This window comes from Actinomadura rudentiformis, assembly GCF_008923185.1.
Classification (GTDB): Bacteria; Actinomycetota; Actinomycetes; order Streptosporangiales; family Streptosporangiaceae; genus Spirillospora; species Spirillospora rudentiformis.
The window spans coordinates 332,213-345,672 of sequence record NZ_WBMT01000007.1 but is presented as its reverse complement, the minus strand read 5'-3'; the positions used below and the strand labels follow the sequence as shown (position 1 = coordinate 345,672).

Below are 13,460 nucleotides of genomic sequence, written 5' to 3'. Positions count from 1 at the left end.
CGGTGGATCAGTTGCGGTAGGGGAGGGACTTGGTGACGGCCAGGAAGGCGTCGTTCTCCTCGGGGGTGCCGATCGAGACGCGGGCGCCCTCGCCGGCGAACGGGCGGACGCTGATGCCCTGGGCGTCGCAGGCCGCGGAGAACTCCATGGTCCGCTCGTTCAGGCGGAGCCACACGAAGTTGGCCTCGGTCGGCGGGACGGACCAGCCGTCGGCCAGCAGAGCGTCGCGGACGCGCTCACGCTCCTTGACGGTGTCCTCGACCCGCGTCAGGAGCTCGTCGGTGGCGGCCAGGGAGGCGATGGCCGCGGCCTGGACCACGGCGTTCACGCTGAACGGGAGGTAGGTCTTGCGGACGGCCTCGGCGACCACCGGGTGCGCGACCATGAAGCCGATCCGGAGCCCGGCCAGCCCGTAGGCCTTGGAGAAGGTCCGCAGGATCGCCAGGTTGGGGCGGTCTCCGTACAGCTCCAGGCCGTCGGGCACGTCCTTGTCCCGCACGTACTCGCGGTAGGCCTCGTCCAGCACCACCAGGCAGTCGGCCGGGACGCGGTCGAGGAACGCCTCCAGCTCGGCGCGGCGGACGATCGTGCCGGTCGGGTTGTTGGGGTTGCAGATGAAGATCAACCGGGTGTTCACGGTGATGGCGGCGGCGATCGCGTCCAGGTCGTGGGTCTCGTCGCGCAGCGGCACCTGGACCGACGTGGCGCCCGACAGGGAGACCAGCAGGGGGTACGCCTCGAACGAGCGCCAGGCGTAGATCACCTCGGCGCCGGGCTCGGCCACCGCCTCCAGCAACATCTGGGTGACCCCGACCGACCCGCAGCCCACCGCGATGTGATCGCTCGGGACCCCGAACTTCGTGCTGATGGCCTCGATCAGGAGGGTGCAGTTGTTGTCGGGGTAGCGGTTGACCGTCAGGGCCGCCTCGCTGATCGCCTGCACGACCGAGGGCAGCGGGCCGATCGGCGACTCGTTCGACGACAGCTTGTAGGAGCGGCCCTCCGGCGACACCACGACCTTGCCGGGCTTGTAGGCCACGAACCGGTCGAGGACGGAGCGGAAGCGCGGAGTGGTTGCCTCGGACACCGTTGTCCTCCAGTCGTACAGGGTGGAATGCGCCAAGCCTACGGATCGCGCGGGGTCGCGGTGAAGGCGGTATGCCTCACGCGTTCTCGCGCATCATCCAGCAGACGGCGACGATGCGCACGAACTCCCAGTCGCGCGTGCTGCCCGGCCACCAGCCCCGCCGGAACGCGTCCTCCGCGAAGCCGTGGAGGTAGTCCATCAGCGCGTCCTGCGGTGGCCGCCGCGCACCGATGTGATCGCGGACGGCGGCCACATGCTGGTCGACCGCCGCCGCGAGCCCTGGCGCACCGGCCATTTCGGCCACTCCGGCGTCCCCGATGTCGCGCACGAGAAGGGTCAGCTCCTCGGACATATCGCCATCCATGGGACAAAAAACTAGCAACGCCCCTGGACTGCCGGGTCCGCCGGGGCCATTTCTTTAATGTTCCAGTTCAGCGGACGTCGACGTGGTCGTCCCTGCCGAACGAGCGCAGGAAACGCCGGTCACCGGCGAAGGAGGCTCTCCAGTACCCGTCCCGCTTGGCGGTGGCCTTCAGGCTGAAGAAGCCCTTCTTGTCGGTCACGTCGCTACCCGCGTACGTCCACTTCCCGGTCTTCGCGGCACGGAAGTAGATCTTCACCGTCCGCTTGGCCACGGGCGACAGGAGGGGGTCACCCGGCTTCTGGTAGGCCAGCCAGCCCCGCAGGGTGATCTTGCGGCCCCTCCTCACCGGCTCCGGCGTCGCGTCGAAGCCCTTGATGAACGTGGCGTGGCGCCGGGCGGGCGCGTTGTGCCGGAGATCGAGCTGCGGCTCCAGCCGCACGCCGACGGAGGCCTGCGCTGCCTGGGCTGGGGCAGCTGGAAGGACGAGCAGGGCTGCCAGCAGGGACGCGGGCACGCCAAGGGGCGCCTTGCGCATGGGATCACTTCACTCGCGCGGGGAAGGGACGAGACGGTGATCACCGTAACAGCGAGAGATTGTTAAGGCCCTCAGAACGTCGAGACAGCGTGGGGCGAGGGACGGAGCATGGGCGGGCGCAGTTGCTCCGCGTGCCCCCGCGTGTAGAGGCGCGCGGGACGGCCCCCGTCACGGGTGGTCGTGCGCCCTGTGGGAACCAGGAAACCCTCGGCGCCCGTGACCTTGCGGTGGAAGTTCCGCGGGTCCAGCGGTGTACCCCAGACGATCTCGTACACCCTGCGGAGCTCCGCCACGGTGAACTCCGGCGGGCAGAACGCGGCGGCCAGCGAGGTGTACTCCAGCTTGGCCCGCGCCCGTTCGACCCCGTCGCACAGGATCCGGCGATGATCGAACGCGGCCCGATCGCGGCTGATCAGCTCGTCGACGGCCGACCACAGCACCTGCGCCCGGCTGGACGCGGGCAGATCGGGCGCTAGGCCCAGGTAGGCGACGCTCACCACGCGCTGCCGGGGGTCGCGGTCCGGATAGCCGTACGTGGCGAGCTGCTCCAGATGGATCCGTACGTCCGCCAGCCCGGCCCGTTCGGCCATCAACCGGGCCGCGGCGACCGGAAGGTCCTCCTCCAGCTGGATGAACCCGCCCGGCAGCGACCAGCAGCCGTCGTAAGGCGCCCGGTCACGCCGCCACATCAGCGCGCAGAGCCGCTGCTCCCGCACGGTGAGGACGACGAGGTCGACGACGACGGCGAGCCGGGGCACGGGCATGGCATGAACGTTACCGCCTGCCGATGGGCCCGACACTCCGCATGAACACGCCCGCCGGCAAGGGCCGTCAAGGCTTGGGAGATCACGCGGCCGTGGCGAGGTCGATGAGGCGGGCAGGCTTCTGGAGGGGGCCCGACGGCCGTTCGATCGGCGTGGCGTCAGGCATCTGGACGACCCGTCACCGCGGTGAGATCGGCGAGGAGTTCGGAGGCGACGATCGGATCGAGGTCGCCGGAGACCGAGACGGCGATGGTGACCTCCTGAGTGGGGTCGCGGTGGCCGATGGCGACCGCGGTGTCGAAGCCGATCTGCACTTCGGCCCCGCCGGGCAGGTGGCGCGACATGCTGCCGACGATGCCCGCGTCGGCTGGGATTTCGTGCTCCCAACCTCGCCGTTCCAGCGCCAGGAGCCGCCCCAACGGGACAGGGACGTTCTCGAAGCGCTCAAGGCGGCCGGTCTCGCGTTCGGCGGGCGTGAGGGCATGGACGGGACGGCCGAGCTGCGGGAACGGCTGGGCGATCTCGTAGTCGGCGAACACCTCCGACCAGGTGGCCAGGGAACCGGACAGGTCGAGGGGATGGGCGATGCGGACCGAGGCGGTGGACGGAAGCGTGCAGGTGTCGTCGGCGGAGTCGGCGAACGTGCCGTCCTCGGCGACCCGGAAGGAGGTGCCGTCGCCGGCCAGCCAGACCAGGCGGCGGGCGATGTGGCGGAGGAGGGGATGGGCCACCAGGAGACGCTGGAAGTCCGGAAGGGACCATTCCCTGCGTTCGATCATGGCGGTCTCCAGCCGCTGGATCTGGCTGGTCGCGACCGCGCGGACGTCCTTCTTGAGCGCCGTGAACCGTTTGTACGCGGCGGGCGCCAGCTCGGGGTCGTCCTTCGCGCCGGGCTTGGGCAGCGTCTGGCGAGGCTTGCCTCCCTCGTCGCGAACGTACGGCTTGAGCTGCTCGTCGAAGCCCACCGTGAAGCGGCGCGGCCCGTAGTCCAGCACGAGGCTGCCGTCCGGGCCGAGGCCGAGATCCGGCACGAGGCGATCGGCGAGCTCCTCCTGAGTGAGACCGCGATCGGCGGCGATCTGGTCGATCTTCTCCTGGGCCTGGCGCTTGAGGCCCTTGAACTTCAGCTTCTGGGCGATGCCGTGCAGGTGCGTCAGCGCGATGTCGGAGCCGATCGCGGCGAGCACGTCGAGACCGGCCGAAGCGTTCTTGTGGCGGCTCTGCCCGGGCCACACCTTGATCAACGGGGTGAGCCGCCGGGCGGCCTCGTCCCCGCCGATCAGGCCGAGCTGCCCGAGGGCCCAGCCGTCCTTGGCGGGGGCGCCGTCCAGCTGCCACCGTTCGAAGATCGCCCAGGAGAACGCCGCCAGCGACCCCGGATCGCAGGCCGCACGGACCTCGGTGATGCCCGCGTACGGTGCGTCCGGCGCGGACAGCGCCAGCATGGTCAACAGATGGCGCGCAGCCGCCGCAGGGAGGGCACGGTCACGGCCCTTGAGCAGCACCTGCGGGAGGCGCTCCGGATCGGCCCACTCGCTGACCTTCGGCACGCGGAGCGGGACGGGATCGGTCGTCATGAGGTCCGCGATGGCGGCTGCGGCTCGTTCACCGTGGACGCGGGCGGCCTCCACGATCGCCTCGTCGCCTTCACGGCCGGCGATGTGGAGGAGAGCGGCCTCCGCGGCCTGCCGTTGCCGCCCGGCCGGACCGAGCGCGGCCGGCATCAGCGCCATCGCGGCAGCGATCCGATGGCGTTTGAACCAGCTGAACGCGACGTGCCGCGCGGACTTCAGCCGGAGGGCCCAGTCCGCCATCAGGGCGGCGATCTCCATGGTCAGGAACGGCAACAGAGCCTCGCCGTTGCCGCCGGGGTTGCGGGCGGCGATGTCGATCAGAAGTGGCACGGCATCCAGCTCGTAACGGGCCCCCAGCTGCCTGGCGCGCCATTCCACGGCGGGGAGGTTCTGTGGCTTCCAGCCTTTGAACAGCGGCCGTACCGATGCCTCGGGTCCGTCGGCGAGCAGGATGGTCGCCTCCCAGTCCGACAGCTTGCCCGCCTCGAATTCGGCGATCTGTCCGGCCCAGTACTCCGCGGGGGTGTCCGACGACGACCACGCCTCGCGTTCCTCGGGCATCCATGTGACGGCATCGCAGTGCGGCACGGCCAGATCCTTGATCACGACCAGCTCGCGGGCGGGGCGCTCCCGCTTCCAGGGTGGATCAGCGAGAACCCTGGGGAGGTCGGCCATCGACGCCTCAGGGACTCCCGTTGAAACAGCCTCCGGGGCCACCAGATCGGCGGCGATCGCGGCGGCCTTGCCCTGTCCCGCTGCGGCGGCCGCAAGTAGACGTGCCGCCCGCTTGGGGAATCGTTTCATCGCTGCGACCAGGGCCGGCCGCACACGGTCTTTGTCGGCGCGATCGATCAGAGCCTGGAAGGCCTCGTCGCTGGGGAGGATCGCGAGAAGCTCAACGGAGTGCTTTCTCCCGTCGGCCCTGTGGGCGGTGTCGTAGGCATGGGCAAGCATCGGCGCCATGGCGGCGCCGACGCCCTCGACGGCCGTGGTCAGCAGGTCGGGCTGCGTGGCCGCCCCCCTGAGCGGCCCCAGCGGCGGCAGTTGCTCAGCGGACTCAACGGAACACCACAACATCCAGTCGTACATGTGCCGGAGAACACCGAGCTCTGCCAGCGACTCGTTCACCCAGTCCTGCCGAGTCGGGACGATGTAGGCGGTGACCATGCGCAGGAGGAAGTTGTCGCGGCACTCCGCCAGGCGCGCGACGGCTCGTTCGTATTCAGCGTCATCCGCGACGGCGAGAACGGCTCTGATCCGGCGGATGGCGCTCCGCGTCGACCACCAATGGCCGTACTCCTCTTCGGGGTCCCTGAGGCGCACCCACGCCTCGCTGACCTTCCCCATCTCGATCCAGCGCCAGGTGGGCTCGGACTTGCTGATACCTGTGACCGCCGCCGCGGCGAAGGCGGCACCGCGCTCCGCGCACCAGGCGTCCACCAGCGAGGGGTACGGGTCGTCCCGCCAGTCCGCCCGCCGGAACACGATCTGCCCGACCACCGCCGCCCCGAGCGGATCGTCCTCCCCGGCCAGATAACGCCGGGCCGCCGCCACGAGCCCGGGGTCGCTCTGCGCGTTCCCGAGCAACTCCTCGATCTCGTCGGCCTGATCTTCGATCCTGGACCGCAACGTCGCCCCGGCCCCGGCGTCAAGCGTGACCGCCACCGGCGTCCCGCCGCGCCGTGGATGCAACCGCCGCCGCCACGCCAGCGGGATGACCAAGGTGTCCTCGTCCATGCCCCCACACCGTAAAGCGCGTGTCCGACAGTCCCCGCTCTCGTTTGAACCTTGGGAGTCCGGGCGGCGTCTGAGGCCTGTGGGCGCCCGTGGCACACGACTCGACGTGGAGGTTGCCGGTGACAGGGAACGGCTTTGAGGTCTCGCCCGACCATGTGCGTTCGTCCGCCTCGGAACTCCGCGCGGTCGCCGACCGGTTGTCGCAGGCCGTGCAGTCGTTCCAGGGCGAGGTGACCGGGCTCGGGGACTGCTGGGGGGCGGACGACATCGGGATGATCATCGGCACGGCGCACGCGGCGGTGTTCGAGGGCGCCATGGAGTGCTTCACCACGAACCTCGACGAGATCACCGGCCATGCGGAGACGCTCGGGGTGGTCGCCGACAACTACGTGCAGATGGAAGACACGAACAAGCTGTACGTCAACAAGATCAACGAGCTCCTCTGATGGGGATGCAGCTGCCGGGCGAGCTGATCGGCCTTCTCGGGATGCTCGGTTACACCTGGCCCGAGGCGGACGAGACCAAGCTGTTCGAGCTCGGCAACGCGTGGATGGGGCTCGGCTCGACGCTCCAGTCGGGGGTGGCCGAGGCCGATGCCGTGGCGCAGCGGATCTGGACCGACAACAAGGGCACGGACTTCGACGCCTTCCGCACCGAATGGACCGGTGAGGAGTCGGCGACCCAGAACCTCGCCGGCGCCGCGAACGGCTGCCTGATGGTCGCGGCCGGGCTGATGGTGGCCGCGATCGTCGTGCTGGCTTTGAAGATCCAGGTGATCGTCCAGCTGATCATGCTGGCGATCCAGATAGCCCAGGCCATAGCCACCGCCCCGGTCACCTTCGGCGCCTCCCTCGCCGAGATCCCGATCTTCAAGATGATCGCCGGCGCCGTCATCGACCTGCTGATCGACCAGGCCATCGAGGCGTTGCTCAATGACTGACCTCAAACGGCGAATTCCCGCCGCGTTCCTGGCCGCCGCCCTTCTCCTGCCCGGTGCCGTTCATAACACCCTCCCCATCACGACCACCCTGGCCCAGCAGGCCGCTAGGCGCCGCCGAGGCGGAGGAGGCGGCGGCGGAAAGAAGGGCGGGCGTAGCCCGATCGCAAGGCCGCTGCGCATGGGCATGTTCAAACCGGGCAAGGGCGCCCCGGGAGGCGGCGCCCGGCCCAGGACACCTCCAGGAGCCCGGGGCGCGCCCCACGAACACCCGAGGGGCATCAACGATCAGCAGCAAAAGGGGCACATCAAGGGCACGCCGCAGTACGACAACCGGCGGAAACAGGGCAAGCCCACCTCGACGTGGAACGGCGACGAGAGTTTCGCGAACGCCCACACGTTCGAGGCGTGGTACAAGGGGACTCCCGACTCCAGGCGACCTGAAGTGCGCGTTTACGACTACGGGCCGGGCCATGTCACGGGCTACAGTCCACAGGGCCAACCGCAGCACAAGGTCAAGGTCCACATGAACAACGAAGGCATGATCCACGGGCATCCGAAGTAGAAAGAGGACACCGCACAGTGGATGAGATCCTGCGACGCATCGAGAGCGCCTACGGCTCCCTCTCGGAGCCGCACTTCGGATTCATCGCGTCGGGTCTGGAAGCGCGCCCGTATGCGCCGCTCATGGAAGAGGTCGGCCAGGTCTTCCAGGTCGAGGACGACACCGACCCGGACGACGACCACGGCTTCATGTACGGCCTGGAGCGCGAGGGCCGGCGCTGGGTTCTCACTATCTCCCTCGTCGGCCCGTACGCGGCGTTCGCCCGCCTCGGCAGGTCATGGGACACCGTCCTCACCGCGACGGTCCCGGGTCTGCTCGAAGAGGAACGCTGGCTCATCAACAAGCTCTCCAGCGCGGGTCTCAAGCTTCTGACCCGAGAGGAGATGGAGCAGCCGGTAAACCTCAACCTCTTCAACGCCGACCCGGGCACAGTCCGCGTCTATCAGGCCCTCTTCACCGACACGTCGATCCTCCCCTGGGACAAGGAGACGCTTCAGCGACTCGGCCTGATCTAGCCGTCGCTCTTCAGGCGACCGGTGAACGCGCGCCAGGCATCATGGCTGAACGCGAGCGCCGGTCCATCGGGGTCCTTCGAGTCACGCACAGCAACAACCCCGGGCAACGGTGCCGCCTCGACGCATGCGCCGCCGTTCGAGCTGCTACGGCTGCTCTTGCGCCAGATAGCGTCGGTCAGGTCCATCTCTCTTCCGCCGTCCTTCGTATCAGATCAAGGGAGTCACGCTCTGGGAGGGAATCAGTCCGGATGGATTCCCAGACGTCTGTGAGGTGTTCGAGGTCTTCGAAGGTTCGGGTGATCAGGCCGCGAAGGGCCGTCTCCACGTACGCTACCTCCCCCTTACCGCCTCGAAGAGAGGCGATCCAGAAAGATCCGGGGAGTCCAGTGTGGACGCCGTATGGGAGCACCTGGACGCTGATGAGAGCGGATGTCACCGCCCTTTCGGTGATGTGGAGCAGTTGTTCCTGCATGACTTTCGCGTCTCCGACAGGGCGGTGCAAGGCGCCCTCATCGACGACACACCGCAGCTTCGGTGGGGGCGGCTCTTCGCGTGAGAGAACCTGCTGGCGTTCGAGGCGTCCGGCCACCGCTTCTTCATCTCCATTGAGCAACGCGCTCGCGTACGCCGGGGTTTGCAGGAGCCCGGGTATCACAGCAAGCTCGAAGTTGCGCAGCATGGTCGACTTGGTCTCGATGATGGGCCACTCGCCGAACCAGGGCGGGTAGCGCTCCGTTTTGGACTTGCGGTAATCGAGGCCGCGCGTCAGCGCGCCGCCGGTGTTGAGGACCTCGTCGCAGGCTTCGGCGAACTCGGGTACGGCCGGGACGTGACCGTTCTCGATGCCGCTGATGAGCGAGGGGGCGAAGTTGATCAGAGCGGCGAGCTGGGACTGCGTGTAGCCGGCGCTTTCGCGGTAGTGGCGGAGTTCGCGTCCCCAGATGGCCTTCGGGCTGTACGGGTCGGTCATTGGCTTCTCCCGGGGGTGGAGTTCAACGACCTTCAAGAGCGCGCGGTGATCTTCAAGGTTGTTGGTCTTGTGATGATCCGTGCACACACCGTAATCGTTCGCGTTCAGGCTGGGAAGCCTCGGAAGTCATCCAGAGGGAGTCCGGCGTGTACGACGCGGACGCGGCGGCGATGGACAACGCCGAGCTGCTGACGTCCGAACTCGTGACCAACGGTGTCGTCCACGTCGGCCGCAAACGTCCAGCGACAGAGCTCGGGCTGTCGCTCATCCGGGACGGAGAACGCCTGCTGGCGGAGGTGCACGATCCGAGCCGCGATCTACCGCACGCACGGTGGGCGAGCTCCGGGAGTCCGGATGGGGCCTGCTCATGGTCGCGCACGACCACGGCGTCCACCTGGCCGAGGGTGCAGGCAAAGTCGTGTGGTTCGAGCTAGTCGCTTCGCAGACCGATCAATAAATCCGCCACTATATGTATTCGCATGCTAACTTTGCGCGACATGCCCTCCAATCGACATGATGGGCTGGGGACGTTGTTTGACGACCGCCCCGCCTTCGCTGCCGAGATTCTCACCGACCTCCTAGGTGTTGAGCTACCGCTCGGTGTCCCGGCGCGTCTGATGGATCGAACGTTCAATACCCGCCCCTCGTCCGACCTTCAGGCCGACAAGGTCGTCGCGCTCGGCCCACCGCAGGACCCGATGCATGCGATCATCGTTGAGTTCCAGCAGGTCTGGGATGCGCGCAAACGGGATCAGTTGCCTCGATACGCGGCGGCTCTCTGGTTGAAGCTGCAGCGCCCAGTCAGCCTTCTGGTGATCTGCCCCAAGGCGGGCGTGGCCACCCGCTACGCGGAACCGATCCACACCAAGCTGCCTGGCTACGTATGCCACCCACTCGTCCTCGGCCCTGCACAGATCCCAGTGTTCACCGACCCCAGCGAGGTGGCGGCACATCCCGAGCTCGCCACCCTGGGAATCGCGGTGCACGACCCTGACGAAAAGGTCGTCAAGGCGTTCGCCAAAGGGCTGGAGAACAATAAACACGCTGAGCGATACTACGAACACGCTCACGACATGGCTACGCCGCAGGTCAAACGCCTCCTGGAGGAGATCATGAAGTCCTCGCCCTGGATCGTCAGCACCCCGTTCGCCAAGGAACACTACGGCCGTGGCGTTGAGGAAGGTGAGGTGAAGGGCGAGCGACGAGCCTTGTTGACCGTTCTCAATGCCCGTGGCCTGGAGGTGAGCGCCGCGGAGCGCGAGCGCATCACTTCATGCTCTGACGTCGAGCAGCTTCAGGAGTGGGTGAGGCGGGCGGCCACGGTCGAAGCCACCGCCGACGTCTTCACCTGAACGGCCACGACGGTTGCAATGCGCTGTGGAGCACACCATGGAACGCTCGCCCTGGATCGTCAGCACCCCGTTCGCCAAGGAACACTACGGCCGTGGCATAGAGGAAGGCTGCGAGGTGGCCGCGGAAGCCCTCTTGGCCCTGCTGGACATCCGCGGCCTGCAGGTGAGTGCCGCGGAGCGCGAACGTATTACCTCGTGCCGTGACGTCGATCAACTTCGAAAGTGGATCGAACAGGCGAAAACGACCGTCGAGACCGCCGACCTTTTCTGCTGACTGGGCGCGACGCCGGTCAAACACCTTCCGGAGGAGACCTTGAAGCGCTCGCCCTTGATCGTCAGCAGTCCGTTCGGCAAAGAACAGCTCGCGGAGGGCATGCGGCGGAGTTTGTTCGCCGTCTTGGATGCCCGTGGCCTGGAGGTGAGCGACGAGCCTGGTTGACCGTTCTCAAAGCCCGTGGCCTGGAGGTGAGCGCTGCGGAGCGCGAGCGCATCACCTCGTGTTGCGACATCGACCAGCTTCAGGAGTGGCTCAAGCGGGCGCTCAGGGTCCGCGCTACCGCTGAGCTCTTCAGTTGACTGGGCGTGGTTCCTGTAGGCGTTTGCGGATCTGCTTGGCGAGGAAACCTGAGCGGCCGGTCATATCTGGTGGCCAGGAGTCGATGACTTCGGCGAGGAGGGTGCGGTGGTCGTCGATGTGGTCGGGGTGTGACAGTTGCCAGGCTGCATTCAATTGGACGGTGAAGTCGTCGTTGTGCAGTGCTTGGACGATGGCTGCGTTCGCCTCAGGCCCGAGGGCTCCGCTGAGCACGCGGAGTGCCGTTCCGGAGTGGCGTTGATCAGATGCTAGGCGGCTGACGATGTTGATGAGTCGGGTATTCGGGTGGCGGCGGAGGATGCCGTCGGCGACCCAGAGAGCTTTGTGGCGGACGTCTTCGGATGGCGTCTCGGCTAGTAGGCCTGCGATCAGGTCGGCGTCCTGGGCTTCGCCGTCGGCGCCGATGAGGTTGAGAGCGCTCAGGTGAGCGGAGACCGAGGTGGATCGCCGGAGCAGGTCGCGGGCACGGGCCAAGGCCTCGGGCAGGTACTCCTCGACGTCGTCGAGGACCTTCCGAAGGCCTTCGTAGCTTTCCAGGTGGTCGAGGGCTACGCCGACGGCCATGGGGTGGTCGCTGTCGAGAAGGGCACGGAACGCGCGGCGGTAGGCATCCAGGCTGGACGGGAACATCAACTCCCGGTGGGCCAGGCGCAGCTCAGGGTCGTCCAGCTCCTGGCCGTGCCAATGAGTGCTGTGGAAACCGGCGAGCTCTTCGCGGAGCATCGTTGCCTGATAGCCAGCGTCCTCGGGCCAGGTCGCGACGAGGCGTTCGAGCAGCTCCCGGTGCGCTGATAGACGGCCATTCACGCTGAGCCCCACTGCGGCTGTGACCTGCATTTCCAGTGCGGGAGACTCGGTCGCTTGGATCAAGAGGCGGATCGCTTCGGGGCAGTCCGCGTCGGCCACGCTGGAGAGAGCCTTGGTCCGATCCTCCATGTTGAGAGCCTCGTCGAACGCCAGCGTGGCCAGTGTCGCTAGTAGTCGAGGGCTTGGCACGTCGCTTCTGGCGAGTGCGGTGCCGGCCGCCGTGCACGCGGCGTCGCGCACGTTGACGTTCGTGGAGGCCACCAGTGCGTCCGCTATCAGGCCGGCGTCCTCCGGCTCGGCGATGTTCATCAGCGCGTTGAGGGTGCTTGCGTGGTTGGCGCCGTTCGGCATGGGCGGCTGCCGGAGAAGGGCGCGTGCGACAGAACGCACCTCCGCTCCATACCGTTCGACCACGCTCTCGCCGCCGAAGCGGGTCAACGCGCCGGAGTACTGGAAGTGGTCGAGCGCGATACCTGCGGCGGCCTGATTCAGCTCCTTGTCCAGGTCGCAGTTCTTCCAGAAGAAGCTGTGGAAACCGGCTACCACTGCTTGCCCTTCACTCGTACTCGGTGCCGCCCTTGCGGGTGAGGTATGCGGGCGACACGAACTTGCCGATCGCCCGGCCGCCCGTGATCGGGCTGTAGCGATCGGTCGCCGTTCGTACGACCAGGCCTTCACGCAGGTGCGCGTCCTTGCCCGAGACGGTCTCACGGCCGTTGGCGAGGGCCATGAGTGTGTCGGTGTCGTACGGGCCGCTGTAGAGGACGGGAACGGATGGGAGGCCGACGGTGGTGAGGATCTCGGTGAGCTCGGATGGGTTGAGCCAGCGGATGCCGCTGTCAGTGGAGACGGCGACGTCGAAGACCGCGTAGCCGGGGCGCTCGCCCTTTCCGTTCGCTCCGTACGCCAGGTCCTGCACGCCCTGGCCGAAGACCTCACCGAAGACGGCGACACGCTCCACGTTCAGGCGGTCCGCGATGCGGGCCGCGGCTTCGGGGACGCCATGGGTCTCGACCGCCCGCCAGTAGAGGTTGGACGGGTTGTGCTTGATCGCCAGGCGCTTGGCGCTGAAGCCCTTGGACGAGACGTAGGCGTCGGTGGGGGTGAGGGTGAACGCGCAGGCAGTGCCGTGGATCTTCTCTGTGGCGACGACGGGTTCGCCCGGCTCGAACAGGGCGGGGTAGCGCTTGACGTCCTCGATGTCGATCCACGGCACGAGGTCAGGGGCGGCGACCATTTCGCCGGCCATGTGCACGGGGATGGGCGGCACCCATTTCGTGACACCCAGGTCGGTGGCGAAGTCACGATCCTCGGCGTGGGCGGCGGCAAGGTCGGTTCCGTTCACGAGGGAAGGGCGGCAGACGATGCCCTGCGAGAGCTCACCGCGCAGGCGCACGGCCTTGACGCGGTTCTTCGCGGATCCCGCGAGCTTGCCGGTGAGCCCCAGCTCCTCGATCAGCGCGTCCGGGAGAAGGGAGCCCTCAGGGATGTAGAGCGCCCAGTCGCCCGTCTTGTACTGCCCCTTGGCGACGACGGCGCGGTAGAGGCCGACCTGGGCCAGTTCCAGCGCGTCGGCGTTGTCGTGGGGATGGATGGTCAGCCGCTCGGCGGTGACCCGCAGCGTGGACATCGCAGGCCTTCCTCGTGAACATGATCTC

Annotated in this window: 17 protein-coding genes; 8 read left to right on the top strand and 9 right to left on the bottom strand. The window is 67.6% G+C overall.

Annotation, left to right across the window (positions count from 1 at the left end; translation table 11 throughout):
• Positions 1-7: 7 nt before the first annotated feature.
• The 5 genes from hisC to F8566_RS17230 form a co-directional block, all read right to left on the bottom strand.
• The gene (hisC, locus tag F8566_RS17250) at positions 8-1,087 is read right to left on the bottom strand and encodes a histidinol-phosphate transaminase (protein ID WP_151561254.1); all 1,080 of its coding nucleotides are present in this window, start codon (positions 1,085-1,087) and stop codon (positions 8-10) included.
• A 76-nt stretch (positions 1,088-1,163) separates the two neighbouring features.
• Positions 1,164-1,439: a DUF6401 family natural product biosynthesis protein gene (locus F8566_RS17245; RefSeq protein ID WP_151561253.1), complete on the bottom strand. Its 276-nt coding sequence runs from the start codon at positions 1,437-1,439 to the stop codon at positions 1,164-1,166.
• Positions 1,440-1,518: 79 nt separating this feature from the next.
• Positions 1,519-1,986 (bottom strand): hypothetical protein, encoded by a 468-nt coding sequence (locus F8566_RS17240; protein WP_151561252.1) that lies wholly within the window; start codon positions 1,984-1,986, stop codon positions 1,519-1,521.
• Positions 1,987-2,057: 71 nt separating this feature from the next.
• On the bottom strand, positions 2,058-2,750 hold the full coding sequence (locus tag F8566_RS17235) for an NUDIX hydrolase (protein ID WP_151561251.1): 693 nt from the start codon (positions 2,748-2,750) through the stop codon (positions 2,058-2,060).
• A 158-nt stretch (positions 2,751-2,908) separates the two neighbouring features.
• Complete coding sequence (locus tag F8566_RS17230) at positions 2,909-6,061, bottom strand: DUF4132 domain-containing protein (protein WP_151561250.1); 3,153 nt, start codon at positions 6,059-6,061, stop codon at positions 2,909-2,911.
• 119 nt (positions 6,062-6,180) lie between these two features.
• Here F8566_RS17230 and F8566_RS17225 point away from each other — a divergent pair, with 119 nt between their 5' ends.
• Genes F8566_RS17225 through F8566_RS17210 form a run of 4 tightly spaced genes read left to right on the top strand, consistent with a single transcriptional unit; the run spans position 6,181 to position 8,078 of the window.
• Positions 6,181-6,507, top strand: a complete 327-nt coding sequence (locus tag F8566_RS17225; RefSeq protein WP_151561249.1) for a WXG100 family type VII secretion target — start codon at positions 6,181-6,183, stop codon at positions 6,505-6,507.
• A complete protein-coding gene (locus F8566_RS17220; protein WP_151561248.1) occupies positions 6,507-7,001 on the top strand; it encodes a WXG100-like domain-containing protein in 495 nt (164 codons plus the stop codon). Before F8566_RS17225 ends, F8566_RS17220 begins: the two co-directional genes overlap by 1 nt.
• The gene (locus F8566_RS17215; protein ID WP_151561247.1) at positions 6,994-7,563 is read left to right on the top strand and encodes a hypothetical protein; all 570 of its coding nucleotides are present in this window, start codon (positions 6,994-6,996) and stop codon (positions 7,561-7,563) included. The genes F8566_RS17220 and F8566_RS17215 overlap by 8 nt, the downstream gene beginning before the upstream one ends.
• A gap of 17 nt (positions 7,564-7,580) precedes the next feature.
• Positions 7,581-8,078 carry a hypothetical protein gene (locus tag F8566_RS17210; RefSeq protein ID WP_151561246.1) on the top strand — a complete coding sequence of 166 codons (498 nt, stop codon included), beginning with the start codon at positions 7,581-7,583 and terminating at the stop codon, positions 8,076-8,078.
• Here F8566_RS17210 and F8566_RS17205 read toward each other — a convergent pair.
• Both F8566_RS17205 and F8566_RS17200 read right to left on the bottom strand, forming a co-directional pair.
• Positions 8,075-8,263 carry a DUF397 domain-containing protein gene (locus F8566_RS17205; protein ID WP_151561245.1) on the bottom strand — a complete coding sequence of 63 codons (189 nt, stop codon included), beginning with the start codon at positions 8,261-8,263 and terminating at the stop codon, positions 8,075-8,077. The genes F8566_RS17210 and F8566_RS17205 overlap by 4 nt on opposite strands.
• Positions 8,254-9,135, bottom strand: a complete 882-nt coding sequence (locus F8566_RS17200; RefSeq protein WP_151561244.1) for a helix-turn-helix domain-containing protein — start codon at positions 9,133-9,135, stop codon at positions 8,254-8,256. Before F8566_RS17200 ends, F8566_RS17205 begins: the two co-directional genes overlap by 10 nt.
• 59 nt (positions 9,136-9,194) lie before the next feature.
• On the opposite strand from F8566_RS17200, the gene F8566_RS17195 reads away from it, so the two are divergent.
• The 4 genes from F8566_RS17195 to F8566_RS49870 all read left to right on the top strand — a co-directional run bounded on the left by F8566_RS17195 (position 9,195) and on the right by F8566_RS49870 (position 10,976).
• Positions 9,195-9,482, top strand: a complete 288-nt coding sequence (locus F8566_RS17195; RefSeq protein ID WP_151561243.1) for an ATP-binding protein — start codon at positions 9,195-9,197, stop codon at positions 9,480-9,482.
• A 63-nt stretch (positions 9,483-9,545) separates the two neighbouring features.
• Positions 9,546-10,400 (top strand): hypothetical protein, encoded by an 855-nt coding sequence (locus F8566_RS17190; protein ID WP_225993274.1) that lies wholly within the window; start codon positions 9,546-9,548, stop codon positions 10,398-10,400.
• 37 nt (positions 10,401-10,437) lie between these two features.
• Entirely contained in the window at positions 10,438-10,674 is a 237-nt protein-coding gene (locus F8566_RS17185) for a hypothetical protein (RefSeq protein ID WP_151561242.1), read from the top strand.
• 161 nt (positions 10,675-10,835) lie between these two features.
• A complete protein-coding gene (locus F8566_RS49870; RefSeq protein WP_192809709.1) occupies positions 10,836-10,976 on the top strand; it encodes a hypothetical protein in 141 nt (46 codons plus the stop codon).
• On the opposite strand, the gene F8566_RS17180 is transcribed toward F8566_RS49870, so the two are convergent.
• Both F8566_RS17180 and F8566_RS17175 read right to left on the bottom strand, forming a co-directional pair.
• Complete coding sequence (locus F8566_RS17180; RefSeq protein ID WP_151561241.1) at positions 10,969-12,348, bottom strand: hypothetical protein; 1,380 nt, start codon at positions 12,346-12,348, stop codon at positions 10,969-10,971. The two genes, F8566_RS49870 and F8566_RS17180, sit on opposite strands and share 8 nt — an antisense overlap.
• A gap of 10 nt (positions 12,349-12,358) precedes the next feature.
• On the bottom strand, positions 12,359-13,432 hold the full coding sequence (locus F8566_RS17175; RefSeq protein WP_151561240.1) for an RNA ligase (ATP): 1,074 nt from the start codon (positions 13,430-13,432) through the stop codon (positions 12,359-12,361).
• Positions 13,433-13,460 lie beyond the last annotated feature (28 nt).

What these genes read in the sequence shown, in the direction of transcription:
- F8566_RS17245 (WP_151561253.1), bottom strand. Translation starts at nt 1,439, where the DNA reads ATGTCCGAGGAGCTGACCCTTCTCGTGCGCGACATCGGGGACGCCGGA.
- F8566_RS17240 (WP_151561252.1), bottom strand. Translation starts at nt 1,986, where the DNA reads ATGCGCAAGGCGCCCCTTGGCGTGCCCGCGTCCCTGCTGGCAGCCCTG.
- F8566_RS17235 (WP_151561251.1), bottom strand. Translation starts at nt 2,750, where the DNA reads ATGCCCGTGCCCCGGCTCGCCGTCGTCGTCGACCTCGTCGTCCTCACC.
- F8566_RS17230 (WP_151561250.1), bottom strand. Translation starts at nt 6,061, where the DNA reads ATGGACGAGGACACCTTGGTCATCCCGCTGGCGTGGCGGCGGCGGTTG.
- F8566_RS17220 (WP_151561248.1), top strand. Translation starts at nt 6,507, where the DNA reads ATGGGGATGCAGCTGCCGGGCGAGCTGATCGGCCTTCTCGGGATGCTC.
- F8566_RS17215 (WP_151561247.1), top strand. Translation starts at nt 6,994, where the DNA reads ATGACTGACCTCAAACGGCGAATTCCCGCCGCGTTCCTGGCCGCCGCC.
- F8566_RS17205 (WP_151561245.1), bottom strand. Translation starts at nt 8,263, where the DNA reads ATGGACCTGACCGACGCTATCTGGCGCAAGAGCAGCCGTAGCAGCTCG.
- F8566_RS17190 (WP_225993274.1), top strand. Translation starts at nt 9,546, where the DNA reads ATGCCCTCCAATCGACATGATGGGCTGGGGACGTTGTTTGACGACCGC.
- F8566_RS17185 (WP_151561242.1), top strand. Translation starts at nt 10,438, where the DNA reads ATGGAACGCTCGCCCTGGATCGTCAGCACCCCGTTCGCCAAGGAACAC.
- F8566_RS17175 (WP_151561240.1), bottom strand. Translation starts at nt 13,432, where the DNA reads ATGTCCACGCTGCGGGTCACCGCCGAGCGGCTGACCATCCATCCCCAC.